We start from the raw sequence: 25,680 nt of genomic DNA, 5'->3' as shown, positions 1-25,680 counted from the left end.
CCGGTTCACCGGGTCTTCGTGCCGCGGCCTCCCGGTTCCGTCTCGTCGAAGGTCAGCCCGAGGGCGGCCACGCTCCGGTCGAACTTGCGGCGGAGGTCCTCCTCGTCGTCCCCTCCGGTGAAGATGTGCGCCACCTCGTAGCTGTAGCTGTCCTGCTGGGAGACGGTGGAGAGCTTCTGGCCCTCTTCCGGTACGACGTCGATGCGCACGCCGGGTATCTCGCGTTCGATGGCGGCGATCCGCTCCGGGGTGGGCACCTCGTGCACCTTCCCGTCGCCGAACCAGCGGTAGTACCACTTCGCGGCCATCGCGTAACGGCCCAGACCGCCGGGCAGCGCGGGGTCGCGTCCCAGGGCGAGGCTGATCATCCGGTGGTGGTTGGGCGCTCCGTCGACGTAGTCGAAGAGTTCGGCGTGGGACTGGGAGTGCCGGGGGTTGATCTCCAGCAGGCTGATGTCGCCGGTCTTCGGGTCGTAGAAGTACTCGATGCTGAAGGTGGCCGACTCCATGCCGATCTGGCCCATGGTGCGTTCGCTGACCTCGTGCAGCTTGCGGATCACCGGCGCGGGGAGGGTGCTCGGGTACTGGTGGCGCAGGAAACAGGGCGAAGAGGGGTAGTTGATCGAGTCCAGCACGCCGTACACATGCGCCTTGCCCTGGTAGACGTAACCTTCGACGGCCACCTGGATGCCGGTCATCGCCTCCTCGGCGAGGCAGACCTGGCCTCCCACGCCCTGCATCTCCGGCGGGAGTTCGAGCAGGTCGAGTATGGAGTCGAAGGGCCTGCCGACCCGGCCGATGCCTGCCTTGATCTCGTCGACGGCGGCACGGAACTCGGTCATGTCCGATACACCGAAGGCCAGTTCGGACGAGTAGGCGAGGGCCGGCTTGAGCCACATGGGGAAGTTCACGCCCTCGGGGGGCTCCGGGTCGTCCGCGTCGAGGTCCACCCTGCCGAAGCGGGGGTAGGCATCGATGACCTTGCGCTGTTCGAGCCGGCTCCAGTACTTGTGCTCGCACTTGACGACGGATTCGAGGCTGGTCGTACGGACGCCGTACTCCTTGCCGAGCATCGGGACCAGGGTGCTCACCGGGAAGTCCCAGTAGCCGACGATCGCGTCGATGACGCCGTCGTGCGCGTCGAGCACGGCCCGCGCGCGGTCCATCAGGGCGGGCACGGACACCTCGCCCTCCTGCAGTTCCTCGACGGTCAGGAGCCGGTGGAACTCGTACGAGCCGGCGTCGGGGACCGCTTCCAGTGTCCGCAGGTTGGCCTCGTCGAGTCCGACGACGAAGATGTTCTTGCGCTGCCCTTGGGGCATGGGGATGTCCCTCCGGTAGGAAGTGTTGCCTGCCACAACACCGCCTGCCCGGAGCCGCTCCCGGCATGCGGGGCCCGTCGCGGAACGGGGCCCGGACCGGTGAGATCCCTGGTCATCGCACCCCGCGGGGGCGGAACTGGACGCTGATCCGCGGTCCCTGGGCGTGCGCCGTCTTGGGGACGGCGTGCTGCCAGGTGCGCTGGCAGGACCCGCCCATGACGATGAGGTCCCCGTGGCCGAGCGGCGTCCGCACCGTGTCGCCGCCCCGGCACGGGCGCAGGAGCAGGTCGCGCGGGGCACCGAGGGAGAGGATCGCCACCATCGTGTCCTCGTAGGAGCTGCGCCCGTGCAGGTCACCGTGCCAGGCGACGCTGTCGCGGCCGTCCCGGTAGTAGCAGAGGCCCGCCGTGACGAAGGGCTCGCCGAGCTCGTCGCCGTAGTGGGAGGAGAGCGCCTCGCGGGCCTCGCACAGCACGGGGCTGGGCAGCGGGTCCCGCTCGCCGTAGAAGGCGAGCAGCCGGGGAACGTCGACCGTCCGGTCGTACATCTGGCGGCGCTCGGCCCTCCAGGGGACGTCCGCCGCGAGTTCCGCGAAGAGCTCGTCGCCGCCGCCGAGCCAGCCGGGCAGCAGGTCCGTCCACGCGCCGTCACCGAGGACCGTCCGCCGCAGCCCGGTCAGTGGGCTGAGGCACGGGCCGTCGGCCTGGTCGAAGAGCGAACCTTGGAGATGAACAGACATGGCGACAAGTCTACGCGCTGATTAGAACAAACGTTCCCTTGGCCGCGAGGTGGGACCCGCGCCCCGCGCGTGCGGTCAGCCGGCGCCGGGGTCCTCCGGGTCGTCGTCGACGCTCAGCTCCGGTTCCAGTCCCTCGGCCACCTCGCTGCGGCCCAGTCCCGCGTCCGCGCGCCATGCCTCGAAGGACCAGCCCGTCAGGGCGACCACGGCCAGCCCGAGGGTCCAGCCGCCGACCACGTCGCTGAACCAGTGCACGCCCAGCGCGATGCGGGTGAATCCGACACCCAGCACCGAGACCACGGCGACCGCCCAGAACAGGGGACGCAGCCTGCGGTGCACCATCGGCAGCAGGACGAGCAGCAGGATCGCGAACGAGGTCGTGGCGGTCATCGCGTGACCGGAGGGGAACGAGAAGCCGGGAGCGTGCGCCACCGGTTCCGGCAGGGCGGGCCTCGCCCGCTCGACGACGACCTTCACCAGCAGTCCGGTCAGGCCTCCGGCCACGGCGGTGACGGCCGACCAGGCGGCGAGCCGCCAGGCGCGGCGATGCAGCAGCCACAGGGTGAGCACCGCGACCGCGGCGCGCAGGGTCACGGGGTCCCAGACCACGTCCGACAGGAAGCGCAGGGTGCCGGTCCACGCCGGGTGGTCCAGGGCGGTCCGGTTCAGCCACCGCGCGGCGCCCGCGTCCAGGCGCCGCAGCGGGTGCCATCCGCTCTCCACCAGGACGAGCAGGAGGCCGAAGAGGACGGCGGCCACGGCGGCGACGGCGGCGGAACCGAACAGCCGGATCCCGAAACGCCGGTCGGCGTCACGGCGCCCCGGTCGGAGGGCGGGGGCAGGAGGTCGTGCGGGCATTCAGGCTCCAGGGTCGGGTTGTACGGGTCCGGGCCGCTTGGCCCGCACCGCCTCCAGCTGGGCCGCGAAGGAGAGGGCCAGGAAGAGGGCGATGGAGGTGAGATAGGCCCAGAGCAGCAGGGACATGAAGGCCGTGAGCGGCCCGTAGACGGTGTCGAAGGACCCACTGACCTGGAGGTAGAGGCTGAGCAGCCAGGTCAGCGTGGTCCAGAGCACGAGGTAGACGGCGGCGCCGAAGGCGAGCCAGGTGTAGCCCGGCTGCCGCCGTCGTGGCGAGCGGCGGAATATCGCGCTCGCGGAGAGGAGCACGAGGGCGATGCCCACGGGCCAGCGCAGCAGGTCCCAGGCGGACCGGGCGTCGGTGCCCAGGTCGTACACGTCGACCACCGCCGCCACCAGGTCGCGTCCGGCCACCATGGCGACGAAACCGAGGCCGAGCGGTATGCCCGCGGTCAGCGACATCACCAGCCCTCGCAGGTACTTCCGGTGGAAGACCCGGTCGCGCTCGACCCCGTATATCCGGTTGGCTCCGCGCTCTATCTGGCACATGGCCGTCGTCGTGTTGGCCAGCGAGAAGACGAGCCCGAACCAGAGCGCCACCTGGGCCCCCTCGTCGGCGTTCCGGCGGCTGCGGTCCAGCGCGTCGTCGACCACCTCGGCGCTCGGCCCGGCTGTGATCCGCTGGATCGTCAGTTCCGCGACCCGCCCGAGGTCCTCGGTGTGCAGGGCCGTCGACAGCCCGACGAAGGCGATGACGAGCGGCACCACGGCCAGCACGGTCTGCAGGGCGAGGGCGCGGGAGTGGCTGAAGCCGTCGGCGTAGCGGAAACGCACGAAGGAGTCCCGCAGCAGCGGCCAGCGGCCGTAACGCTTCAGGGTGGCCAGCGCCTCGTCACCGGAGAGCTCGCTGCCGATCATGTCCCGTGTCTGCGGGACGCGAGTGGCGGTTCCCATGTCACTCCCCCCGCCCGGGCAGCAGGACCGTCAGCGCGCCGGGCACGACCCGGGCGGTGAACTGGCGGCCGGGTGGCACCGGGTCCCCGTCCAGCTCGCGCGGCTGGGGCGCGTCGAAGCGGATGTCCGCGCGGCGGAACGTGAAGTACTCCACGGAACGGGAACCCTCGGCGCCCTTCCTGCCCGTGTCGCGGCGGAGCAGCGCGACGACGGCGCTGAGCCAGCCCGCCGGGCCTCGCGGATCGAGGATCAGCAGGTCCAGCAGGCCGTCGTCCGGCCGGGCCGCCGGTACGAGCGCCGCCCCGCCCTGCACCTTGCCGGTGTTGGCGACGAGCACCATCCGCGCGCTGCGGCGCAGGGGCCGCCCACCGTCCAGACTCACAGTCAGGCGCATCCGGGGGGCGCGCAGCTCCCGCAGGCCGCCGACCACGTACGCGGGCCAGCCGAGCACGGCCTTGGCGCGGTCGCTGGTGCTCTCCAGCATCGCGGCGTCGAGCCCTGCCCCCGACATCACGGTGAAGTGCGCCGGGGCCATGCCGTCGCCCTCGATCAGGCCGAGGTCGATCCGGCGCGGAGCACCGCCCAGCGCGGCGGCCAGCGCCTCGGCGGGCTTGACCGGCAGGCCCAGGTTGCGGGCGAGGAGGTTGCCCGTGCCGCAGGGCACCACCGCGAGCGGTACGCCGGTGCCGGCCAGGGCCTCGGAGACCGCCCGGACCGTACCGTCGCCGCCGCAGACGACGACCAGTGAGGCTCCCGCGCGTACCGCGCCGGCCGCCTGGCCCGCGCCCGGGTCGTCGGCCGTGGTCGGGAGGAACTCCGCTGCCCGGTGGCCGTGACGCTCCAGGACCTCGCTCAGGGCGGCGCGGCCGCTCTCGTCGGTGACGGTGGGGTTGAAGACCACCACGGTGCGGCCGGGCGCCCCGGCCTGCGGCGCTTCGGCTGCGGGCCCCGTGAGCGGGGCCTCACCGGACGGGGCGGGCGCGGGCACGTGCGGGCCCGCCAGGAGGGCCCTGCCGACGATCAGCAGGGACAGCCCGCCGTTGAGCAGGCCTCCCGCGATGTCCGTCGGATGGTGCATCCCCCGGTAGGCCCTGGCGATCCCCACCAGGACCGGCAGGAGCATCAGCAGTACGGCCACGGGCCGGCGCCACGGCCCCTTGGCCCGGCGCAGGACCAGGACCGCGAGACCGGCGTAGAGCGCCGTCGCCGCGCCGGTGTGCCCGGAGGTGTAGCTGGAGGTGGGGGGCGAGGCGTCGAGACGCTCGACATCGGGCCGGGTGCGGTCCACGGCCTCGGTGATGAGCAGGAAGACCAGGGACTGGAGTGACACGGCGACAGCGAGGAAGACCGCTTCCCTCCACCGGGGCAGCCGCGGGACCACGAGGAGCACGAGACAGCTGAGGAGGGTGCCTGCGACGACGGTGGCCGTGTTGCCCGCCTCGGACACGACGAGGGAGATCGTGTCGAGGGTGCCGGTGCGGGCTCGCTCCAGGGTCCGGGCTACCGCGTCCTCGGACGTCATGGGCCACACGCCGGCCCCGGGGCCGGTGATGAGGAGGCCGAGGCCCACCATCAGCGCCGCTTGGCACGTCGCCGTCGAGGCGATGATTCCGGCAGCGCGTCCCATGCCCCCGGCTGTCTCGGGTGCGGGGCGGGCAGCCTCAGCTGCGGGGCGGGGGGCTTCGGCCTCGCGCGGCTCGGCGGAACCGGGCGGCAGCACCCCGGCGGGTGCGCCCTGGAGGGCTGTGTGTCTTTCCGGTATGTCGGTGGGCATGGCGTTCCCGTCGTTCCTGGGGCTCTCGGCCGCGAGTCGGACCGGGGCGGCCCGCCCCGGCGTTTCGCCGTCTGCCCCCTCTGCGCTCGGGCAGACCTGCGGCTGCGCACTGCCTCCGTGCCTGCTCGCCGCGGCGGGCGTCGTCGCCCGGTCGCAGCGGCCGGATATCGGTCATAAGCTGCCGGGGCCGACCGGTAGCGGGCCGTAGCGGACTGACCAGGCCATATGCCCGGCTGTCCGCCCACGGGCGACGGAGCGTGCGGGCCGGGCGAACGGAACAGCCACCGGCGAGATCCGGCCGGTTCGCATCAATGACCTGGCCTCGGGTGGGCAGGAGAGCGGCGACGCCGTACGACCCGGGAGTACGGGCGACGGCGGATGCGGCATACCTCAACGGAAGGAGCAGCCGGTGTCGGACGCAGGACGCGGAGACGACGTCTACCAGCCGGAAGGATCGGACGCGGACAACCGGCCGACGGACGAGCTCGATCCGGAGAACGTGATCGACGAGCCCGATCTCGACGACATGCTGGACACGGGGTACTCCCCGCCGGAGAAGCCCCTGGGCGTGTCCAAGTACGGCACGACCGCCGAGGAGCAGAGGGAGGGCGAGTCCCTCGACCAGCGCATCGCGCAGGAGCAGCCCGAGGAGGATCCCTTCCTCGCGGCCCGGACCGAGGGCGAGACCGAGGAAGAGCCCGAGGACAACGGTCCGGAGGAGGGCGACGCGGGCAACGAACGGGCCGGACGCGTCGCGGCGGCCGAGGACTCTCTCGCCGCCCGCAACAACAGGGTGCTGGGCCGCGACGTGGGCATCGACGGAGGCGCGGCCTCCGCCGAGGAGGCCGCGGTGCACATCCAGGAGGACGGGACGGGGTCCTGACCCCGGGCCCTGCGACCGAGCTTTGGGCGCCCCTGACCGGCGCGTCCGGATGCGTACACCCGCTGATCAGGGGAACGTCACGGAGGCGGGCCACGACCCGGTGGCCCCCGGAGGAAAGGTGACAGGCGATGACCGACAACGACGTGAAGAACCGGAAGGTGCTGGCCGTGGTCACCAACTACGGCGTGGAGCAGGACGAGCTGGTGGTGCCTGTCGAACACCTCCGCGGGGCGGGAGCCCAGGTGGATGTCGCGGCGGTGTCGATGGACGACATCGTCACGCTGGTCGGCGACAAGGACCCCGGAAAGACGGTCCGCCCCGACCTCACCCTGACCGATGCCGTCCCCGGCGACTACGACCTGCTGCTCGTCCCCGGCGGCACCCTGAACGCCGACACCCTGCGTCTCCAGGACGAGACGAACGGGATCATCCGTTCCTTCACGGAGTCCGGACGCCCGGTGGCGGCCATCTGCCACGGCCCCTGGGCCCTGGTCGAAGCGGGTGTCGTCTCGGGCAAGCGGCTGACCTCGTACGCCTCGCTGCGGACCGACATCCGCAACGCGGGGGGCGATTGGACCGACGCGCCGGTGGTGACCGACGGATCGGGCGGCTGGACGCTCATCACCTCACGCACCCCGGGTGACCTGGATCCCTTCCTGGGAGAGATCGGCAAGGCCCTCGCGGCGCGCGCCTGACGGCGTACGGCAGGCACACGGAGTACGCCGGACACCGGCCCCGGCCCGCCGGCCGTCCTCTGCGGACGGTCGGCGGGCCGAGTCGCGGGCGGCTCTCCACTGCACTCGCCGGGGTGCGTACGGCGGGCAATCGACTGACAACGGCGCTCGGCCGTTTCCTGCCGTGCCAGATGGATACCCGCCCTCTATGAACGAAATGTCTGAAGCAGACCACCGCGCCTCCCCTGCCGGTCCGGCCCTGCGCGCGGTGAAGAACCTGATGCCGTCGCCTCTGGGTCCCGGACGGGTCCTCAAGGCCATGGACCGCCTCGAACACACCACCGCGCTCGACGGCGCCATCGATGTGGTGCAGAAGGCCGTCCACGCGCTCCCACTAGGGCCGTGGCGCGACGCGTTGCACGGCCGCTGGCTGGGTCATCCCGTGCACCCCCTGCTGGTGCAGGTCCCGATCGGCACGTGGCTCTCCGCGGCCGTGCTCGACCTCCTTCCCGGGCAGCGCCGCGCGGCGTGCGCCCTGGTCGGCGTGGGACTGAGCACCGCGGGTCCGGCCGCCGTGGCGGGCTGGGTCGACTGGGCGGAGCTGCAGTACCGGCAGCGTCGCGTCGGTTTCGTGCACGCGGCGGCGAACATCACCGCCGTGGCCCTGTACGCCGGCTCGTTCACTGCCCGCCTGCGCGGGCGCACCCGGCTCGGGAAGGCCCTGGGCTTCGCGGGTCTCTCCGTCGTGGGGGTCGGCGGGGCCATCGGCGGTCATCTGGCGTACCGGCAGGCCTCGGGGGCCAACCACGCCGAAGCGGTGCCCGATCTGGTGAAGCCCGGATGGCACGAGCTCGGCGCCGTCGCGGACTTCCCGGCCGGAGAGGCCGTCCGCCGGCACATCGACGAGGTGCCCGTCGTGGTGGTGCGTGAGAGCGGTGGCCAGGTGCACGTGCTGGCCGACGCGTGCAGCCATCTGGGCGGCCCGCTCTCCGAGGGAGAGGTCGCCGACGGGTGCGTACGCTGCCCATGGCACGGCAGCGTCTTCCGGCTGTCCGACGGCTGGAACGTCCAGGGCCCGGCGACCGCGGCGCAGCCCGCTTTCGACACTCGGGTCACCGACGGCCGCGTGGAGGCGCGGCTGCGCGAGCGAGGGCTCTCCGCGAACGCCTCGCACGGTGCGGCCTGACCTGACGAGGTTGCGTGCGGCTCGATGTGATCGCGGGACGTGGTGGCCTGACGTGACGACTCCACGGGTCGCCTGACGTGACGACGCGGCGAAGCGATGGTGGCGGACGAGGTCGTCCACACCGTCGCCTGCCGGACCCACATCGGGTTCCTTGCCGACACGCGCGTGCTGGGCCGGATCGCCCGCTTCGTCGCGTCCTGACCCACCCTGCCGCGCGTCGCGCAGCCCCCCGGCGTACCGACCGTGCCTGCCGGCCCCTGTGCCCCCGCGCGCGGGGGCACAGGGGCTTCCGGCCTGCCGGGCACCCCGGGCGCTGGCCGCGCCCCGTCCGGCGGTGACAGCATGGGAGGCAGGGAGGGACGGACGGCACGAGGAGCAGCCATGCGTACCCACACGTCCGGCGCCGGACCGAGGACGGTCGTGGGCGTGGATGGTTCCGAACATGCCAGGGCCGCCGCACTGTGGGGTGCGGACGAGGCCACCCTCCATGGCCAGGGCCTGTGGCTCGTACACGCCGCGAACCTGGACCGTCTCGACCGGTTCGCCTCGTTCGAGACGTCGGAGCACGCCCGGACCAACGGCAACGCGGTGCTGGCGGCGGCGGAGGAAGAGGTACGGGAACGATTTCCCGAGCTCGACCTCACGGTGAAGCTCAGCAGGAGGAATCCGGTCACCGCGCTCCACTCGGCTGTCGGGCCGCGCGGCACGATCGTCGTCGGCAGCAGGGGCAGCGGCGGATTCGGCCCCCTCCTGCTCGGTTCGGTCGGTCTGGAAGCGGTGGTGGGCAGCCCCGCGCCCGTCGTCGTCGTGCGTGGTGAGACCGGCCGGGGGAACGGCGCGCCGGTCACGGCGGCGGTGCGCGACGAGCACGACGCGGTGTGGCTGGAGCGGGCCGCGCAGGAGGCGGAGGTACGGAAGTGTCCCCTGCGGCTGCTGAACATCCGGAGCATGTTCGTCCGGTTCGACGGCCGTCCGGCCGCGCCCGAGGTCACGGAACAACGGGACAGCCCTCGCGAGCGGTTGCTGACGGACCTCGCCGCCCGGGTCCGCGAGGCGCGGCCCGGTCTCACGGTGCAGGCCGGGACGGACACGGCGCGTTCGGCGGCCTCCGCCCTGGTCGAGGCGAGCCGGAAGGCGGAACTCCTGGTGGTCGGGAGCCACGAGCGGCGCAGTGTCTCGGCCCTGGGGCTCGGCCATGTCGTACACGCGCTGCTGCACCATTCGCACTGTCCTGTGCAGATCGTGCCCTACACCCGCGACGACAGGGGAGTCGCCGAGGAGGCGCTCGGGGACGACTTCGTCTGACGTGCCGAGCCGCCCGTGGCCTCGTGCTCCCGGCAGTCGTCGGACGTGGGCGCCCAGTCGGGAACATGCCCGGCCCGGCAGAGGACGGGACCTGACGCAGGACGATCCGGTGGCCACCGGCACCGAGGGCGAGGTCCCGCCCGCCGCGAACGCCGAACGCGCGGACCGCCGAACGCGCGGACCGCCGTACGTAGACTGCCGGGCATGGCATGCCGCATCAGCGAACTGGTCCTCGACGCCGCCGACCCCGAGCGGCTCGCCGCGTTCTGGAGCGAGGTCCTCGGTTACGTGGAACTCGGCCGCGAGGACGACGGAAGCATCGAGATCGGGCCGCCGGCCGGCTTCGGCGGCCCGCAGCCCACCCTCGTCCTCAGCCCGAGCGACGGCCCACGGCCCGGGAAGCTCCCGCTGCACATCGACGTCAACGCCACCGACCGCGACCAGGACGCCGAGCTGGCCCGGCTTCTCGCTCTGGGCGCGCGGCCCGCCGACGTCGGCCAGACCGGGACCGAGGGCTGGCACGTCCTGGCCGATCCCGAAGGCAACGAGTTCTGTCTTCTGCGCACCCGGCTCCAGCCGCTCTGAGCACGCCGCCCGGGCGGCCGAGGGCTCAGGCGCTTCCGCCGGCCTCCGTCGCGGACCGGCGCCGTGAACGGCCACCCGGCGCCCCTCCCCCGGTCACCGGCGGCTGCCGAGTCGGGGGCGTCGGCACGCGGATGCCACCACCACGCCGGTGGCATCCGCTCCGTCCGGCTCAGCGGGCGGCCCCCACGGCCGGCTCCCCCGACGCGGACGCCGTGTGCGCCGGGGCGGGCTCCCGTTTCCGCCACAGCGTGCTGTGCAGGTCGGAACCGCGAACGAGCTGGATTCGTCACGGGACGATCCGCAGCACGTGGTAGCCGGGATCACCCGGACCGCCAGGCCAGTAACGGACCGGGTCGTAGCCGAGGCCCGGCGGCCCGCCCCGCTCGTACAGGTCCCAAGCGTGCACCTTGGACTTCTCGTCGTCGGCCCAGGTGGAGACGCTGTCCACGAAGGCCGCGTTCTGACGAGGGCTCCAGTACGCGTACGTCGTATGGGGGTTGTCCGCGAGGTGCGCGCTCTTGCCGGGTGTCCGGTGAGCGGCGAGCCAGCCGATCGGCTCTCCGTCGACGATCTCCCACACGGGCAGCAGCACCTGGGCACGCGGCCGGTGCCGGCGGTCGACCGTGACCATGGTGGCGTACTTGATGTCGCGGACGTAGGCGAGGAAGGTCTCCTGGATCTCGGAGAACGCGCTGACGGTGTCGGTCATGTGGCTGTCCTTTCGGGGATTCAGCGGGAGGCGGGGTGGCCGGCCCGCTCGGAGGTGTCCGGCGTGTCCTCCTGCGGGGCGGGCGGTACCGCGCCTCGCCGGGAACGAAGGCCGAGGGCGCTGATCGCGGCGGCGACCACCGCTGCCGCGAACGGCACGAGCAGACCGGCGCGGTAACCCTCCAGCAGGGCGCCAGGTGTCTGCGCGTGCGTCGCGGCCACGCTGACGGAGGTGACGGCGGAGAGACCGAGGGCGGCACCGAACTGGAAAGCCGTGTAGAGGAGACCGCCCGCGAGCCCTTGCTCCTCCTCCGCGATTCCCTCCGTGGCCACGATGGTGAGCGGGCCGTAGGCCAAGGAGAAGGCGAGGCCGAGGACGATCAGGCCGGGGAACATCGCCGCGTAGCTCCAGTCCGCTCCCAGCGGGAGGAACAGGCCGTAGGCGAGCACCGCCAGCAGGAGTCCCCCGAAGATCACCCTGGCGTTGCCGAAGCGCGCGACCAGCCGTGGGGTGAGGGTCGGGGAAAGGATCGCGTCGACCCCGATGACCAGCATCGCGAAGCTCGTCTCCAGCGTCGACCAGCCCCGCAGCTCCTGGAGGTACAGCACCACCAGGAACTGGAAGCCGAAGAACCCGGCGGCGAACAGCATCGCCGAGAGGTTCGCCCGCACCAGGGAACCGCTGCGGAGGATGCCCAGGCGTACGAGGGGTTCGGCGGAACGCCGCTCGATGACGAGGAAGGCGACGAGGAAGGCCAGCCCGGCCAGCAGAGTGGCGGCGCTGGCCGCGATCCCTGCGTGGGCCGCGCGCTCGACGCCCAGCACGATCAGCACGAGAGCGGTGGTGATCGTGAGCGCGCCGGCGGCGTCGACCGGCTTGCCGGACCTGTCCGGGCGCTGCGACCTGGGCACGAAGGCGAGGGCGGCGATCAGGATGAGGAAGGAGAGCGCGACCGGTGCGAAGAAGACCCAGCGCCAGCCGATGGCGGTGAGCAGCCCGCCCGCCACCAGCCCCACCGTGAAACCTCCCGCGGCGGTGCCCGAGTAGATGAGCAACGCCTTGTTCCTCACCGGGCCCTCGGCGAAGCCCGTCGTGATGATGGACAGTCCGGCCGGGGTCATGAAGGCCGCCGCCACACCCGTGACGAAGCGCGCGACGATCAGCATCCATCCCTCGGTGGCGAATCCGCCGAGCCCGGAGAACAGCAGGAAGACGGTGAGCCAGAGGACGAACATCTGGCGGCGCCCGAACAGGTCGGCCGCCCTCCCGCCGAGAAGCATGAAGCCGCCGTAGCCGAGTACGTAGGCGCTCATGACCCACTGCAGGTCACCGGTGGAGAGTCCGAGATCCGCACGGATCGACGGCAGCGCCACATTGAGCATCGCGACATCGATGCCTTCGAGGAAGATCGCGCCGCACAGCACGAGCAGCACGCCCCACTTGCGCGAGTCCAGGCCGTCGGACCTGCTCAAGGTACTCATGACAAAGAACCCCTTCCGGGATTGCGGGTGTTGGTGATGCCTCAAGCCTTCTCCACACCCCGGAGGGGAACAACAGCGATGATCGCAACGTTCGTACAGCCAGGCTTACCGATCCGTGTCCCACGCGATCCCGGAGACGTACATGGACCAGAACGAACTCGAGTGCTTTCTCGTACTCTCCGACGAACTGCACTTCGGCCGGACCGCCGACCGCCTGCGCCTTTCGCGCGCCCGGGTGAGTCAGCTCGTCCAGAAACTCGAACGCCGGGTGGGCGCGCCCCTGTTCACGCGCACGAGCCGCAGTGTGACTCCCACCGTCCTGGGCAGCCGCCTCCGCGAGGACCTCGAACCCCACTACCGCGGCATCGAGAGCGCATTGGCGCGCGCGGTCGCCACGGCGCGCGGCATCGAGGGGGTGCTGCACGTCGGCTTCTCGACGCCTCTGGCCGGTGAGATGGTGATGAAGGCGGCCGAGAGGCTGCGCGCCACGCATCCCGAACTCGCCGTCGAGGTGTGCGAAGTGCCCCTGGCCGATCCGTACGGGATGCTACGGCGGGGCGATTTCGACCTCCAGCTGACCGATTTCCCGGCGCACGAGGCCGACTTGACCGGCGGACCGACGCTCCTGGCGGAGGACAGGGTGCTGGCGGTCGCCACCGGGCACCCCCTGGCGAGCCGGGACGCGGTGACGCTCGAGGACCTGGCGGGTGTGGCGCTGCTGACGATCGCGGGAGACATTCCGGCGTACTGGCTGGAGCACCGGCTGCCGACGCGCACGCCCAGCGGCAGGCCGATCGGGCAGGGCCCGTCCGTGACCAATTTCCAGGAGGCACTGACACTCGTCGCCGGGGGCGACGGGGCCCTGCTGGCAGGCGCCCACGTCGCCCTGTACCACGGCCGGCCCGGTATCTCCTACGTCCCCGTGGTCGGGGACGAGCCCCTCGGTTACGGCCTGATGTGGCGGTCCGGCGGCGGCAACCGCGCGATAGAGATCTTCGGGCGCACCGCACGCGAGATCGCCCGGGACATGGCACCGGCCGACCCGAGGAGAGCGGTACCCAGCTGAGCACGGCCCCTTCGCTCAGGAACAGATGCTGAGCCCTGGCTCCCTCGTTCAGGGACAGTTGCTGTACCGGGGCCCCCTCGTTCAGGGACAGCTGCTGTGCCGGTGCCCCCTCGTTCAGGGACAGCTGCTGTGCCGGTGCCCCCTCGCTCGGTGGCGAGGAAGCACCGGCACGTCCTCGCCGGGAGTCGGACCCCCGGCAGAGGGAACCGCGAGGTCACCCGGCCGTGTTGCCCTCCGGCTGCAGGTAGCGGGTCAGGAGGTCGTCCAGGCTCACGATGCCTGTGAGCCGGCCGTCGTCGTCGCGGACCACGGCGAGCGAGGAGCGGCGCCGGCGCAGCAGGTCCAGGGCGGCGGCGACCGTGGTGTCCTCGGTGACCTCCGGCACCGGCCGGGCCAGGGCGCGGGCATCGGCGGCCCGGTCCCGGGCGCGGGCGACCAGGACGTCGCGGGCGTGCACCGAGCCGAGGACGGCGTCGCGGTCGCGGACGAGAAGCCTCGTACGGTCGCCGGCGGAGGCGACCCGCAGGATCTCCTCCGCGCCGGCGTCCGCCTCCACGGCGAGGATGGCATCAGCAGGGACCTGAAGGTCACGCACCGGAGTCTCCGGTTCGGTGAGGGAACGGGTCAGCAGACCGGAGTCCGTCCCGCTGATCAGGCCGAGCCGCTCGGACTCCGCCACGAGGTGGGTGAGCTGCTCACGGTTGTGCACCGAGGCCAGCTCGTCGCGCGGGGTGACCCTGCACAGCCGCACGAGGCCGTTGCTGACCCTGTTCAGCACCCAGATGAGGGGGCGCACCACCTTCACGACCGCGCGGAAGGAGGGCGAGAGCAGCATCGCGGATCGCTCGGGGTGCGCGATGGCCCAGGACTTGGGCGCCATCTCCCCCACCACCATGTGCAGGAAGACCACGACGATCATCGCCACGGCGAAGGCGGCCCCGTAGCTGAGCGCACTGGGCAGGCCGAGGTCGCGCAGGAGGGGGTCGAGTTCGTGGGAGATCGCCGGCTTGGAGACGGATCCCAGCCCCAGCGTGCAGACGGTGATCCCGAGTTGGGCCCCGGCGAGCATCAGGGAGAGCTCGCGCATGCCCGCCAGGGCTGCCTTGGCTCCCCTCTGTCCCTGGGCGACGGCCTTCTCCATGCGGTGCCGTTTGGCGGCGACGAGCGCGAATTCGGCGGCCACGAAGAATCCGCTGCCGATCAGCAGGAGGACGGTCACGAAGAGCGCCATCGGAAAGCTCATGCCTGCTCCTCCGCCTGCTGTGCCTGGCGTTCGATGCGTACGCGTCCGGGCACGTGCCGGTCGAGGGTGCGGACGTCGATGGTGGCGTCAGCGCCGTCCGCGAGGGGAACGGTGAGGCGGTCGCCGATGGCCGGGAACCGGCCCAGCCGGTCGATGACCAGCCCGGCGACGGTGTCGTAGTCGTCATCCTCCGGCAGTCCGAGACCGGTCGCTCCGGCGACCTCGTCCAGCCGGCGGCCGGCATCCACCAGCCAGCCGTCGCCGTCCGCGACCGCGATGAACGTGGCGGCGTCGGACTCGTCGGCGATGTCGCCCACGAGTTCCTCGGCGATGTCCTCGTAGGTGACGATGCCGGCCACCCCACCGTGCTCGTCGAGGACGACGGCGAACTCGTCGTCCCGCTGCCGCATCCGTGACACCGCGGCCGGGAGCGGCAGGGTGTCCGGCAGCAGCAGCGGCGGTCGGGCCGCCGCCCCCGCCGTGGCCACGGCCGCCTGTCGTGCGGACATGCGCATCAGTTCACGCACTCCGAGGACGCCCGCGACGTCGTCGGGGTGATCACCGAGGACGGGGTAGTGCGAATGCCCGTACGTGCCGATGAGGGTGACGGCCTCGGCCGCGGTGGCGTCCTTCCGGACGAAGACGACGTCCACGCGGGGCACCATCACCTCGCCCAGGGTCCGTTCCGAGAACTCGAGCGCGTGGTCGACCAGCTCGGCGGTCGCGCGCGGCAACTGGCCCTGCTCGTGGGACTCCCCGATCAGATGGCCGAGCTCCTCCAGCGTGGCTCCGTGGTGAAGCTCCTCCACCGGCTCGATCCCGGTCGTGCGCAGCAGCTTGTTCGCCGCGCCGTCGAAGATGCGTACCACCGGACCGACGACCTTGAGGTAGCCGAGGGTGGAGGGTGCCAGCGCCTTGGCCAGTGGCTCGGGGACCGCGAGGGCGAGGTTCTTCGGTGCCAGCTCGCCGAGCACCATCTGCACGACGGTGGCCAGGACGAAGGCGAGGACCACGGAGATGCCGGTGACGGCACCGTCCGGGATGCCCACACCGGACAGGACGGGCCGCAGCAGGGCGGATACCGCGGGTTCGGCGATGAATCCCACGATCAGGCCGGTCACGGTGATGCCGAGCTGGGCGCCGGAGAGCATGAAGGACAGCCGCTCCAGCACCTTCAGGGCGCGAGCAGCCCTGTGATCACCGCGCTCGGCCTCACGCGCGAGCGCGAGCCGGTCGGCGGAGACGTACGCGAATTCCTGCGCGACGAAGTAGCCGGTGCCCGCGGTCAGCACGAACACGGCCAGCACGCCGAGCCAGGCTTCCAGGGCACTCATCCGACACCACCCCGCAGCGTGCCGCGCTCAGGCGTTGACTGGCGGAATGGCCGGGGACTGTGCCCCGAGGGGTCCGTCGACGATCTGGCGGACAAGCGTCGGCTCCTAGTCTGGTTCTGGTCTGCTGGGAACGATTGGGGACGAAACGGTGTTCCCGGTCGGCGAACTCGCGAAACGGCGCCACCGACCGCGCTCACGGGATCACCTGCTGCCCGAGAGCCCCCGACAGCCCCTTCGGCCGTTCTCCGGCCCCATGGCGGAAGGCTCTCCGCCTGTGCGCGGCAAGTCTATGCTCTACACAGATGTAGAAACAGGTCTCCACCCGTTCGCCGAGCCCGCCGCCTCCCGTGGCCGAAGTCGAGGGGTGCCCCTGGCGCTCGTCTGCTGTCGCCCTCGCGCCGAGGGCTGTGGGCATCCCAACTCCAGCGGACCTGCGCCCAATCCGCCCGGTGCCCAGTTCCGTTCCCACGGCCGTGGTTCGGGCGCCGTTCACGGCGGTCCTCGGGGTGCGGGCATCCCCTGCGTGCGTGGAACCGTCGGCGCGGGACAAGGGCACGTGCCCTCGACCGGTGGCCGGGAAAGAGCGAGGGCCGGTTTCGGATTTCTCCGAAACCGGCCCTCATCTGCGACTCTCCGAGTCGGGACGACAGGATGTGAACCTGCGCCCCCTTGACCCCCAGGAGTAGGGGTCATCCCTTTCATCTGCACATACGCCCAGAAACAAGGGGGCACAGCAGGTGATGCCGTGCGTGCCGTTCAGGTGCGCGGACACCGCGTGGTCCCCAACTGGTCCCCTTAGGGCGTGTCCGTGACACGTACGCCCAAGGGTCGCCGCCAGGTCAGGAGGCCTGCTCGCCAGGGCCCGTCACGGCATGAGACCTGGGAGCCTCGCGCTGAGCTCGCAGACGGTGTCCGGTGTCCTGCCGTTGCCAGGAACGACTGCTGCACCACTGCTCCTCACAGACCGGCAGCAAGGCCGCCAGTTCGCCCGAGTGGGTAAGCAGCGTGGGGCAGTGCCCGCCCGCCGGCGGCTTGCGGTCGCCTGTGCGGGCGGCGGGACGCCCCCGATCAGTAGCCGTAGATCATCTTGTAGGCGACCTCGGGGAGGAACTGGCCGGCCGTGGAGCCGGATCCGACACCGCAGTTGCCGTCGGACTCGCCCGGAGTCTTGATCCACAGGAGCATCTCGGCGCCTCCGCCCTTCTGGGTGGGCGTGCCGATGCGGCGGCCGGAGGGGTTGCACCACTCGCCGTTGGAGCCGTTGCCGTTGCGGCTGGTGTCAACGACGAACGGCTTGGTGTAGCCGTAGCGAGCGGCCAGTTCATTGTTGACGGCGTTGCCGTAGGCGGTGTTCTCGGCGGTGGTGATGTAGTTGGAGACGTTGAGCGAGAAGCCGTGGGCCTGTCGGAGGCCGGCTTCGTGGAGACGCCGGGCCATGGTCGCCGCGTCGGCCCAGCGCGGGTTGCCGGCATCCATGTAGACCCAGGTGTTGGGAGCTTGGCGGTTGAACTGGACGAGGGCGTTGGTGAGCATGGCCTCGCGCTCGTCGATCTGGGCCTGGGTCATGCAGCCGTAGTCTCCGAGAGAGTCCGGTTCGAGGATGACGACGGCCGGACGGGCCGCGATACCTCCGGCGAACCGAGCGATCCAGTCGGCGTACGCGGACGGCGAAGCGGCTCCACCGGCGGAGTGCCCGCCGCAGTAGTCACGGTTGTAGATGTTGTAGGCGACGAGGATGGGCAGCTTGTCCCGGCCGTCGGCCGCTCCGGCGTAGGCGCCTGCCGCGGTGCCGATGGCGCCGCTCCAGGAGCCGAACCAGCGAGCCATGGGTGTGTTGGCGATGGAGGCGTTGATCGCGGCGGCCCGGCCGTCGCCGGGGTTGGCGGCCGCCCACCGGCTCGCGCTCGAGTCGGGATCCGCGTAGAACCCGTTGGTCATGGTGGTGGGGTCGGCGGCGTGGGCGGATGGCGCGGCGGCGAACGCCAGCGGCAGAGCACAGAGCGCTGCCATCAGGGTGCGGAGTTTGCGGCTCAAGACAGTACCTCGATTTCAGAGGACGTGTACTTTGGGAGCGCTCCCACTGGAAGCGGTCCCAATCGTGCGGGTGGGCCGTTGGGCTGTCAATACTCGGCACAGCATTCGATTCCCACTCAGGGACTGGGCCTCCTGTAGGCCAATGCACCGGAAGCGGTCCCAACATCTGCGTCCCTGAGCCTCCCCCCCTGTGAAAGACTCACGAGTCATGGCAGAAGCAGCGCCGCGTCGGCATCCGACGCTCGACGAGGTGGCCGAACACGCCGGTGTTTCCCGCTCGGTGGCCTCCCGCGCCCTCAACAACGCACCGCACGTGAGCCGCGCAAAACGCGAGGCCGTCGAACGGGCCGTGCGGCAGCTCGGTTACGCACGCAATTCGACCGCCCGCGCGCTGGCCACCCGCCAGACGGGAGCGGCCGCCCTGGTCATCTCCGGGGAGGATCCGTCGATCTTCGCCGACCCGTTCTTCGCCCGGGTGATCGTGGGAGCGTCGGCCGCCCTGGACTCGGCGGACCTGCATCTGATGCTGTGCCTGGCCGCGTCCGACCGGGGCCGCAAACGGGTCGAGGAGCTCCTGCGGTCCAGGGGCGCGGACGGTGTGATGCTGATGGCGCTGCGCGAGGACGATCCGCTGACCCGGATGGCCGACGAGGCGCAGATGCCCGTCGTGTTCGGCGGGCGCCCCGTCGGTTCGGCTCCCCGGTGGTACGTGGACGTGGACAACGTCGGCGGAGCGCGTGAGGCGACCGAGCATCTGGTCTCACTCGGGCGAAGGCGCGTGGCCGTGATCTGCGGGCGCCTGGACACCGAGGCCGGGCGCGCCCGGTACCGCGGCTACCGGGACGCCATGCTGGCCGCCGGTCTCGATCCGTTCCCGCCGGCGGAGGGGGACTTCACGGAGCGCAGCGGGGCCACAGCCATGGCCGCGCTGCTGGCGGAACACCCCGACGTGGACGGAGTGTTCGCCGCCAACGACAACATGGCGGCGGGAGCGCTGCGCACCGTGCGGGAGGCCAGCCGACAGGTCCCCGCCGACGTCGCCGTGGTCGGCTTCGACGACCTGGCGGTCGCCCAGTTCGCCGATCCGCCGCTCACCACCGTCCATCAGCCTGTGGAGGCTCTCGGACGGGAGATGGCGCGCATGCTCGTCGCGCTCGTCAACGGGCAGGACCCCACTCCCCTGATTCTCCCCACCCGCCTGACCGTCCGGGCCAGCGCCTGACCTCTCACAGCCCGGGGCCGGCCCCGGTCCGAACGGGTGCTCCCGGACGCGGCGCGGGCGTCCAGAAGGCCGGCCGGAGTGGTCGAGGGCCGGCAACGGAAAAACTGACTGCCGTTCGATCCGATGGCTTGGGTACTCGTTGCGTCCTGCCCCTCTTCTTGCTGATGCCGGTCGCGGTGCCGGCTTGATCAGGACGGTCGCGGCCGGCACGCTCAGGACGGACGCCCGGCGGACACCGAGCCGTTTCCGCGGGCTCATGGTTCTCCTGATCGGGGCGGGGGCCGGGAGGTGCGGTCGATGGACCGGTTCAGGGTGTGGACACCTCGAACCGCGTGACGCGGACCGCGCCGCCGAGGGCCTGAGTGGCGTGGCTGAAGAGGGCGAACCGGTAGCCCATGAAGAACCGCCAGTCGTTGCCCATGGGGAAGGCGGGGCCGAGACGGGTGAACGTGATGCCGTCGGTGCTGTAGGAGAAGGTCCCGGGGCGCGGTGCGCCAGGGCGGATGTCGGCGTTCGCGCGCAGCCCGATGCGGCCGCCGGAGACGGGCGCGCTCGCGATCTCGGTGCCGGTGCCGGTGGTCTTCCAGTTGCTGTCCATGGTCAGCCCGGTAACCATCACCACCCGTGTCGCACCGCCGTCGCGCTTGAGGCCGATCCAGGCGGAGGAGTCACGCAGCAGTGCTGGGTGTCGTCGGTGTCGACGAGCAGGCCGGCGTCGTAGTAGGGGGTGTTGATCGTCGTCAGCCTGTTCCACGGCCCCTCCACCGCGGTGGCGGTATAGAGGTACGTCCGGGCGAAGTCGATCTGGCCGAGCCAGTAGAAGGTCCTGTTGCTGGGCCGGTAGGCAAGTGACGATGCCCAGATTCCTCTGACGTAGCCGCGGGTGCCGTTCAGGTCGTACTTGGCGCCGAAGTCGAGGACGGGTACCGAATGCCCAGCGATCTCCCAGTTCACCAGGTCGTACGACCGCAGAACGGGCGCGCCCGGCGAATAGTGCATCGTCGAGGCCGAGGCGTAGTAGGTGTCGCCGACGCGAATGATGTCGATGTCCGCGAAGTCCTGCCAGATCACCGGGTTCGTGTACTGCGCCGCGACCGCGAGGGCGGGCCCAGGGGGGGGACGAGGGCGCCGGCGGCCAGGCCGGCGGCGGCCACGAGTGTGCGGCGACGAGTGAGAGATTGATGCGGCCATGACAGATTCATGGAGGTATGCACCTCGAGCTCATCGGTCGGAGCGGCTCCACCGCATTCGATATATCGAACACGGTGCGACTTGTCGAGCATTCTGGATGACAGGAAGTTGCCGTACCCTGTCAACCCTTCTCGCATGATTCGCGCGCCGCTTCGAAATATTCGAGGTGTCTGGCGTGGAGTCGGTGCGCCTCAGCGTGCCCTTGACCGATCGTGCGGCAAACCCTGACCGCCGAGGGGGGTTGACACGTCCATTCACCACTTTAGTATCCGTGGGGCCTCCGAAGTTTCCGAACGGCGATCGAAATTTCGAACACCTTCCTCGCCTCTCTTCCCTGCCGAAGGAGTCCCGGTGCCCAGACGATCCGGCGGACGACTGTTCCGCCTCCTCACGGCCGCAACGCTGGTGCTGACCGCGTCTGTCACGGCCTCAGCGCAGTCCACGGCCACGGCCGCGCCGGGCAGTCCGGCGCTCACCCCACCGCTGGGGTGGAACAGCTGGAACAGCTTCGGGTGCGGGATCACCGAGGCCCAGGTCCACCAGGCCACCGACGCGATGGTGTCCTCGGGCATGCGGGACGCCGGGTACCGGTACGTGGTGGTCGACGACTGCTGGTTCGACCCGCAGCGTGACGCGCAGGGCAACCTGCGGGCCAACCCGACGAAGTTCCCGAGCGGGATGAAGGCCCTCGGGGACTACATCCACGGCAAGGGCTTGAAGTTCGGCATCTACCAGGTGCCGGGCGAGCGCACTTGTGCGCAGACCGTGGGCACTTATCCGGGCTCCACGGGCAGCAAGGGGCACGAGGTCCAGGACGCCGCCACGTTCGCCACGTGGGGGGTCGACTACCTCAAGTACGACTGGTGTTCCTCGAGCGGCGCGCGTGACGAGCAGGTCGCGCGGTTCAAGCTGATGCGTGATGCCTTGCGCGCCACCGGCCGGCCGATCGTCTACAGCATCAACCCCAACAGCTTCCACGCCATCACCGGGTCCACGTACAACTGGGGCGAGGTCGCCGACCTGTGGCGGACGACCGAGGACCTGCTCGACATCTGGCAGAACGGCAACACCAACAGCTACCCGATGGGCGTCGGCAACGTCCTGGACGTCAATGCGCCGCTGGCCGCACAGTCCGGCCCGGGGCACTGGAACGACCCCGACATGCTGGTCGTCGGCCGCCCCGGCCTGTCGCTGACCGAGTCCCGCTCCCACTTCGCCCTGTGGGCGTTGATGAGTGCCCCGCTGATGGCCGGCAACGACATCCGCACGATGTCCGCCGACGTCAGCGCGATTCTGCGCAATCCGCGCCTGCTGGCGGTGAACCAGGACCCCCAAGGCGCGGGCGGACGCAGGGTGCGCGATGACGGCAACATCGAGGTGTTCGCCAAGCCCCTTGCGGACGGTTCGGTCGCGGTGGGCCTGTTCAACCGGGGCGGGAGCGCAGCGACGGTCACCACGACGGCCGCCCAGATCGGCCTGAGCGGAGGACCGTTCACCCTCACCGACCTGTGGACCGGCGGCACGTCGAGCACGTCCGGGCAGATCTCGGCGAGCGTCCCCGCGCACGGCGTCGCTGCGTACCGGGTGAGCGGCGGCAGCCCGTCGGCCGCCACCACCTCACGCCTGCGGGGCAATGCCTCCGGCCGCTGCGTGGACGTGGACAACGCCTCCACGGCTGCCGGCGCCACGACTCTGATGTGGGACTGCCACACGGCCGCCAACCAGCTGTGGACCACATGGGCGAGCGGCGAGATCCGCGTCTACGGGGACAAGTGCCTGGACGCCTACAACCAGGGCACCACCAACGGAACCCGTGTCATCACCTGGCCTTGCAACGCCCAGAACAACCAGAAGTGGACCGTCGGATCCGACGGCTCGATCCGCAACGTCCGCTCCGGACTGTGCCTCGACGCCAGCGGGTCCGGCACCGCCAATGGAACCCCGCTGGTGCTGTGGACCTGTAACAGCCAGGCCAACCAGAAGTGGACCCGCGCGTAGGCGACACGGCACTGCGTCATGTCCGGAGCGGCAACACCCCGGCCACGGCCTCCCGCACGGCTGCCGCATGCGCCGGCACGGCCGCCCCCGGCTCCGGCTGCGGCCGGGCCCCGGGCGTCGGTACATCGGCGCTCAGGCCGCTCGCGCGCGCTGCCCCTGCCTGACTGAAAGATGCCCATCGCACCGGCCGACGCACTTGGTCAAGGGCGCCGACCCCCGACTGGTCCCAAAAATGATCAAGGGCCGGTTCGGATTGCTCCGAAACCGGCCCTTGATCTACGACTCTCACGAGTCGGGACGACAGGATTTGAACCTGCGACCCCTTGACCCCCAGTCAAGTGCGCTACCAAGCTGCGCCACGTCCCGATGCGTTTCCTCCCGGTGTCACCGGGTGGCCGCGCAGGACAAACATTACCTCACTCCGAGGACCGGATCGACGCCCGGACCTGCTGGGCGCGGGTCGCCAGCCCTTCCGCCCCGCAGGCGGTGGCCAGCTTCTGCGCACGGGCGACCTCCCGGTGGGAGCGGATCGCGGTGCCGTACTCGAAGCGGGCCAGGGCGTGCTCGTAGGCGGACGAAGAGGCCTCCAGGTGGCGTACGGCCTCGGCCAGCAGGTGGACGGACTCCTCCTCGGGCGCGAAGAGGGAGACGCAGCGCAGTGCCTCGCCGATGGCCGTGCCGGTGCCGAGGCGCTCCGCGTGGACGCGGGCACGGGTGGCAAGTTCGGCGGCGCGGACCGGGTCGGTGTCGGCGAGAGCGCGGGCGAGGTCGCAGGCCCAGGGTGCCCAGACCCCGTTGAAGCGGCCCCGCGGTTCCAGTGCGGCTCCCGCCGACTCCAGCTCTGCCACGGCTTCCTCTACGCGGCCTTCGGCCAGGAGGAGTCGGCCGCGTACGCACGGGGCGTCCGGCAGGACCATGGCGCTGGGGTACGGCGGACCGAAGTCGTACCGGTCGGCGACCAGCCGGGCCTCCGCCGTCCGGCCGCGGGCGAGCAGGGTGTCGACGAGCAGGCAGGTGGCGTCCCAGTGGACCGGGAGTCCGCTGCCGGCCCGGTCTGCGAGCCTCAGCCCTTCGCGCAGGAAGCCCTCCGCTTCGGCGAGACGGCCACGCCTGCGGTGCACGAGGCCCAGGAGGGTGTGCGCGAAGGCGAGGTGCGCTCCACTCCAGCCCGAGATCTCGAAGGCGCGCACGGCCTCGCTGAAGAGTGCTTCGGCCCGGTCGAGGCGGTCGGTGAAGGCGTAGGTGATGCCGACCATGGCGGGGAGCTCGAAGCCCCATTCGGAGTCGGTCCAGCCGAGCCCGCGTGCGGGGCGGCCGTCCACGAGCGCGCGTTCGCAGAAGTCCGCGATGATCTGGGCGTCCTCACCGCGGAGCATCGCGTCGAAGGCCCGCAGGGTGAGCAGCGCGCGCTCGGCGTTGTCCCGGCCCTTGAGGTGGTCGGCGTTGCGAGCGAGCCGGGCCGACCGTCCGGGGCCGTCGTCCTCGGAGGCCTGCATGCCCTCCCACAGGAAGTGCGCGGCCTGGAGACGCATCAGGCCGGGGCCGGGTTCGGTGCGCGCCGCCTCCGCCGCCAGGGAGAGCGCAGCGTCCTTGAGCTGGTTGTTGTGGGAGAGGGCCGAGGCGAGGCGGAAGGTGGCGTCGATCCTCATCGCCGCGTCCAGCCCTGGCGTGTCGAGGGCGGCCCGCAGGTGCTGGACGGTGGTGGCCGGCGAGGAGAGCAGTGTGGCGCAGCCGAGTTCGTACAGGATGGCGGCCCGGTCGTGGGGGCGCGGCGGTTCTTCCAGAGCGCGTTCGAGACAGCGCCTGGCGGCTTCCGGGGCACCGACCGCCAGATGCTGGCGCGCTGCCTCGCGGAGCTGGGCGACCAGTTCCTGGTCGTCGTCCGGGTGGACCTCGAGCAGATGGCGGGAGGCGGCGGCGGCGCCGAGTCCCGCTTGGGTGATCGCCCAGGCCGCGCGCCCGTGCATGGCGGTGCGGGTCGCCGGCGGGATGGACCGGTAGACGGCGCTCGCGATGAGCGGGTGCACGAATTCGAGCGGGTCGAAGCCGCTGACGATACGGGCGTCACGGAGCCTCGCCGTGCAGTCCGCGGCCTCCGCCGAGCTCATCCCTGCCAGGGTGGCGGCGAGTTCCTGGGAGATCTCCGTACCGAGCACGGCCGCCGCCCAGGCGAAACGGTTGGCGTTCGTACCCAGGCGTTCGAGGCGGGCGACGAGTCCGCTGCCACGGGCCGAGGCGCCGAGTTCGCGCAGCAGGCCTGCGGATTCCTCGACCGGCGCGAGTTCGCGGTCCTGTGCCTTGGCGACGAGTTCCACGGCCTCGTAGGGATTTCCGCCGGTGACGGCCCAGACCTCGCGGCAGAACGGGTCGTCGGCGTGGTCGCCCAGGCCGGCCCGCACGAGCTCGGCCGTGGCGTCGGGGGTGAGTGCGCGCAGGGCGACGCGGACCAGGGCCGGGTGTCCTGCGGTACCGCCGCTCGCCGGGCTCCGGGGCATGGCCCAGTCGGCGTTGCGGTCGGCGAGTTCCTGGGGCCGGTGGGCCTGGACGACCAGGACGGGGAGTTCGGACAGCCGCGCGGTGAACCCGGCGAGCCAGGCGAGGGACTCGCCGTCCGCCCAGTGCGCGTCGTCCACTATGAGGAGCAGCGGCCGGTGACTGAGGCGGGAGGCGAGCCGGGACACGACGAAGTCCAGGCCGTCCCGCACGCCTTGCGGATCGGGCTGCGGGCCGCTGGGCTCGGCGAGGCCGAGGGCCGGCGCGGTGATCTCGAACCAGTCGCCGAACAGGGCGCGGGTCTCGTCGGCCGGGAACCGGTCCAGGGCGGGCTGGAGGAGCTGGCGCACGACGTGGAACGGCACCGAGGTCACCGTCTCGCCGCCACGCGCCGACCAGATGGTGCAGCGGTCGGCGGCCATGGCCTGGATCTCGGCCAGCAGGGCGGTCTTCCCGATGCCTGCTTCGCCGCTGAAGACCAGCAGCCCTCCGGCGGCCTGCCCGCCGCAGAGGGCGTCCACCGCCTTTGCGGCGGCGGCGAGTTCCGGTTCGCGCTCGTACAACGGCCGGGACGGCTTCATGCCTCCCCTTCCCAGGGTGGTTGCGGAGGGTTCCGAGCCTAGCCGCGC

The 25,680-nt window shown here is 71.4% G+C and carries 19 protein-coding genes, 1 tRNA gene and 1 pseudogene; 8 read left to right on the top strand and 13 right to left on the bottom strand.

The genetic code is table 11. The features are described from left to right. Positions 1–5: 5 nt before the first annotated feature. From ACFYQ6_RS06615 to ACFYQ6_RS06595, 5 genes are all read right to left on the bottom strand, one after another. A complete protein-coding gene (locus ACFYQ6_RS06615) occupies positions 6–1,322 on the bottom strand; it encodes an ATP-grasp domain-containing protein (RefSeq protein WP_361573185.1) in 1,317 nt (438 codons plus the stop codon). A gap of 112 nt (positions 1,323–1,434) precedes the next feature. Beyond that, positions 1,435–2,061 carry an alpha-ketoglutarate-dependent dioxygenase AlkB gene (locus tag ACFYQ6_RS06610; RefSeq protein ID WP_388761129.1) on the bottom strand — a complete coding sequence of 209 codons (627 nt, stop codon included), beginning with the start codon at positions 2,059–2,061 and terminating at the stop codon, positions 1,435–1,437. 75 nt (positions 2,062–2,136) lie between these two features. Beyond that, positions 2,137–2,919 (bottom strand): phosphatase PAP2 family protein, encoded by a 783-nt coding sequence (locus ACFYQ6_RS06605; RefSeq protein ID WP_361573189.1) that lies wholly within the window; start codon positions 2,917–2,919, stop codon positions 2,137–2,139. Beyond that, positions 2,920–3,873: a YihY/virulence factor BrkB family protein gene (locus tag ACFYQ6_RS06600; protein WP_361573191.1), complete on the bottom strand. Its 954-nt coding sequence runs from the start codon at positions 3,871–3,873 to the stop codon at positions 2,920–2,922. A 1-nt stretch (position 3,874) separates the two neighbouring features. Then, positions 3,875–5,647 (bottom strand): diacylglycerol kinase family protein, encoded by a 1,773-nt coding sequence (locus ACFYQ6_RS06595; protein WP_388761125.1) that lies wholly within the window; start codon positions 5,645–5,647, stop codon positions 3,875–3,877. 409 nt (positions 5,648–6,056) lie between these two features. Between ACFYQ6_RS06595 and ACFYQ6_RS06590 the strand changes: the two genes are divergently transcribed. The 5 genes from ACFYQ6_RS06590 to ACFYQ6_RS06570 all read left to right on the top strand — a co-directional run bounded on the left by ACFYQ6_RS06590 (position 6,057) and on the right by ACFYQ6_RS06570 (position 10,280). Further along, on the top strand, positions 6,057–6,530 hold the full coding sequence (locus ACFYQ6_RS06590) for a DUF5709 domain-containing protein (protein WP_361573192.1): 474 nt from the start codon (positions 6,057–6,059) through the stop codon (positions 6,528–6,530). Positions 6,531–6,658: 128 nt separating this feature from the next. Beyond that, entirely contained in the window at positions 6,659–7,225 is a 567-nt protein-coding gene (locus ACFYQ6_RS06585) for a type 1 glutamine amidotransferase domain-containing protein (RefSeq protein ID WP_361573194.1), read from the top strand. A 259-nt stretch (positions 7,226–7,484) separates the two neighbouring features. Beyond that, positions 7,485–8,390, top strand: coding sequence for a Rieske (2Fe-2S) protein (locus ACFYQ6_RS06580; protein WP_361573438.1), 906 nt, complete (start codon positions 7,485–7,487; stop codon positions 8,388–8,390). A 381-nt stretch (positions 8,391–8,771) separates the two neighbouring features. Continuing rightward, on the top strand, positions 8,772–9,695 hold the full coding sequence (locus tag ACFYQ6_RS06575) for a universal stress protein (RefSeq protein WP_388761122.1): 924 nt from the start codon (positions 8,772–8,774) through the stop codon (positions 9,693–9,695). A gap of 204 nt (positions 9,696–9,899) precedes the next feature. Beyond that, positions 9,900–10,280 carry a VOC family protein gene (locus tag ACFYQ6_RS06570; protein ID WP_388761120.1) on the top strand — a complete coding sequence of 127 codons (381 nt, stop codon included), beginning with the start codon at positions 9,900–9,902 and terminating at the stop codon, positions 10,278–10,280. 286 nt (positions 10,281–10,566) lie between these two features. Here ACFYQ6_RS06570 and ACFYQ6_RS06565 read toward each other — a convergent pair whose 3' ends face one another. Then, complete coding sequence (locus tag ACFYQ6_RS06565; protein WP_388761118.1) at positions 10,567–10,989, bottom strand: pyridoxamine 5'-phosphate oxidase family protein; 423 nt, start codon at positions 10,987–10,989, stop codon at positions 10,567–10,569. Between the two features lie 20 nt (positions 10,990–11,009). Continuing rightward, on the bottom strand, positions 11,010–12,470 hold the full coding sequence (locus ACFYQ6_RS06560) for an MFS transporter (protein ID WP_388761115.1): 1,461 nt from the start codon (positions 12,468–12,470) through the stop codon (positions 11,010–11,012). 115 nt (positions 12,471–12,585) lie between these two features. Here ACFYQ6_RS06560 and ACFYQ6_RS06555 point away from each other — a divergent pair, with 115 nt between their 5' ends. Next, a complete protein-coding gene (locus ACFYQ6_RS06555; protein WP_361573204.1) occupies positions 12,586–13,536 on the top strand; it encodes a LysR family transcriptional regulator in 951 nt (316 codons plus the stop codon). Between the two features lie 214 nt (positions 13,537–13,750). Here ACFYQ6_RS06555 and ACFYQ6_RS06550 read toward each other — a convergent pair whose 3' ends face one another. The 3 genes from ACFYQ6_RS06550 to ACFYQ6_RS06540 all read right to left on the bottom strand — a co-directional run bounded on the left by ACFYQ6_RS06550 (position 13,751) and on the right by ACFYQ6_RS06540 (position 18,123). After that, a complete protein-coding gene (locus ACFYQ6_RS06550) occupies positions 13,751–14,779 on the bottom strand; it encodes a hemolysin family protein (protein ID WP_361573206.1) in 1,029 nt (342 codons plus the stop codon). Continuing rightward, entirely contained in the window at positions 14,776–16,113 is a 1,338-nt protein-coding gene (locus tag ACFYQ6_RS06545) for a hemolysin family protein (RefSeq protein ID WP_388761112.1), read from the bottom strand. Before ACFYQ6_RS06545 ends, ACFYQ6_RS06550 begins: the two co-directional genes overlap by 4 nt. Before the next feature lie 1,068 nt (positions 16,114–17,181). Next, positions 17,182–18,123, bottom strand: coding sequence for a glycoside hydrolase family 6 protein (locus tag ACFYQ6_RS06540; RefSeq protein WP_388762204.1), 942 nt, complete (start codon positions 18,121–18,123; stop codon positions 17,182–17,184). Positions 18,124–18,355: 232 nt separating this feature from the next. Here ACFYQ6_RS06540 and ACFYQ6_RS06535 point away from each other — a divergent pair, with 232 nt between their 5' ends. Continuing rightward, the gene (locus tag ACFYQ6_RS06535) at positions 18,356–19,369 is read left to right on the top strand and encodes a LacI family DNA-binding transcriptional regulator (protein WP_388761109.1); all 1,014 of its coding nucleotides are present in this window, start codon (positions 18,356–18,358) and stop codon (positions 19,367–19,369) included. 307 nt (positions 19,370–19,676) lie between these two features. Here the strand turns inward: ACFYQ6_RS06535 and ACFYQ6_RS06530 are convergent. Further along, positions 19,677–20,571 (bottom strand): annotated as a pseudogene (locus tag ACFYQ6_RS06530) (family 43 glycosylhydrolase). Positions 20,572–20,911: 340 nt separating this feature from the next. On the opposite strand from ACFYQ6_RS06530, the gene ACFYQ6_RS06525 reads away from it, so the two are divergent. Then, on the top strand, positions 20,912–22,558 hold the full coding sequence (locus ACFYQ6_RS06525; protein ID WP_361573214.1) for an RICIN domain-containing protein: 1,647 nt from the start codon (positions 20,912–20,914) through the stop codon (positions 22,556–22,558). A gap of 292 nt (positions 22,559–22,850) precedes the next feature. On the opposite strand, the gene ACFYQ6_RS06520 is transcribed toward ACFYQ6_RS06525, so the two are convergent. Together ACFYQ6_RS06520 and ACFYQ6_RS06515 are read right to left on the bottom strand one after the other, a co-directional pair. Next, a tRNA-Pro gene (locus ACFYQ6_RS06520) sits at positions 22,851–22,924 on the bottom strand. A gap of 50 nt (positions 22,925–22,974) precedes the next feature. After that, complete coding sequence (locus ACFYQ6_RS06515; protein ID WP_388761105.1) at positions 22,975–25,632, bottom strand: ATP-binding protein; 2,658 nt, start codon at positions 25,630–25,632, stop codon at positions 22,975–22,977. Positions 25,633–25,680 lie beyond the last annotated feature (48 nt).

It is taken from the genome of Streptomyces sp. NPDC005494 (assembly GCF_042872025.1).
Classification (GTDB): Bacteria; Actinomycetota; Actinomycetes; order Streptomycetales; family Streptomycetaceae; genus Streptomyces.
This window is presented reverse-complemented; position numbering and strand designations above follow the sequence as displayed.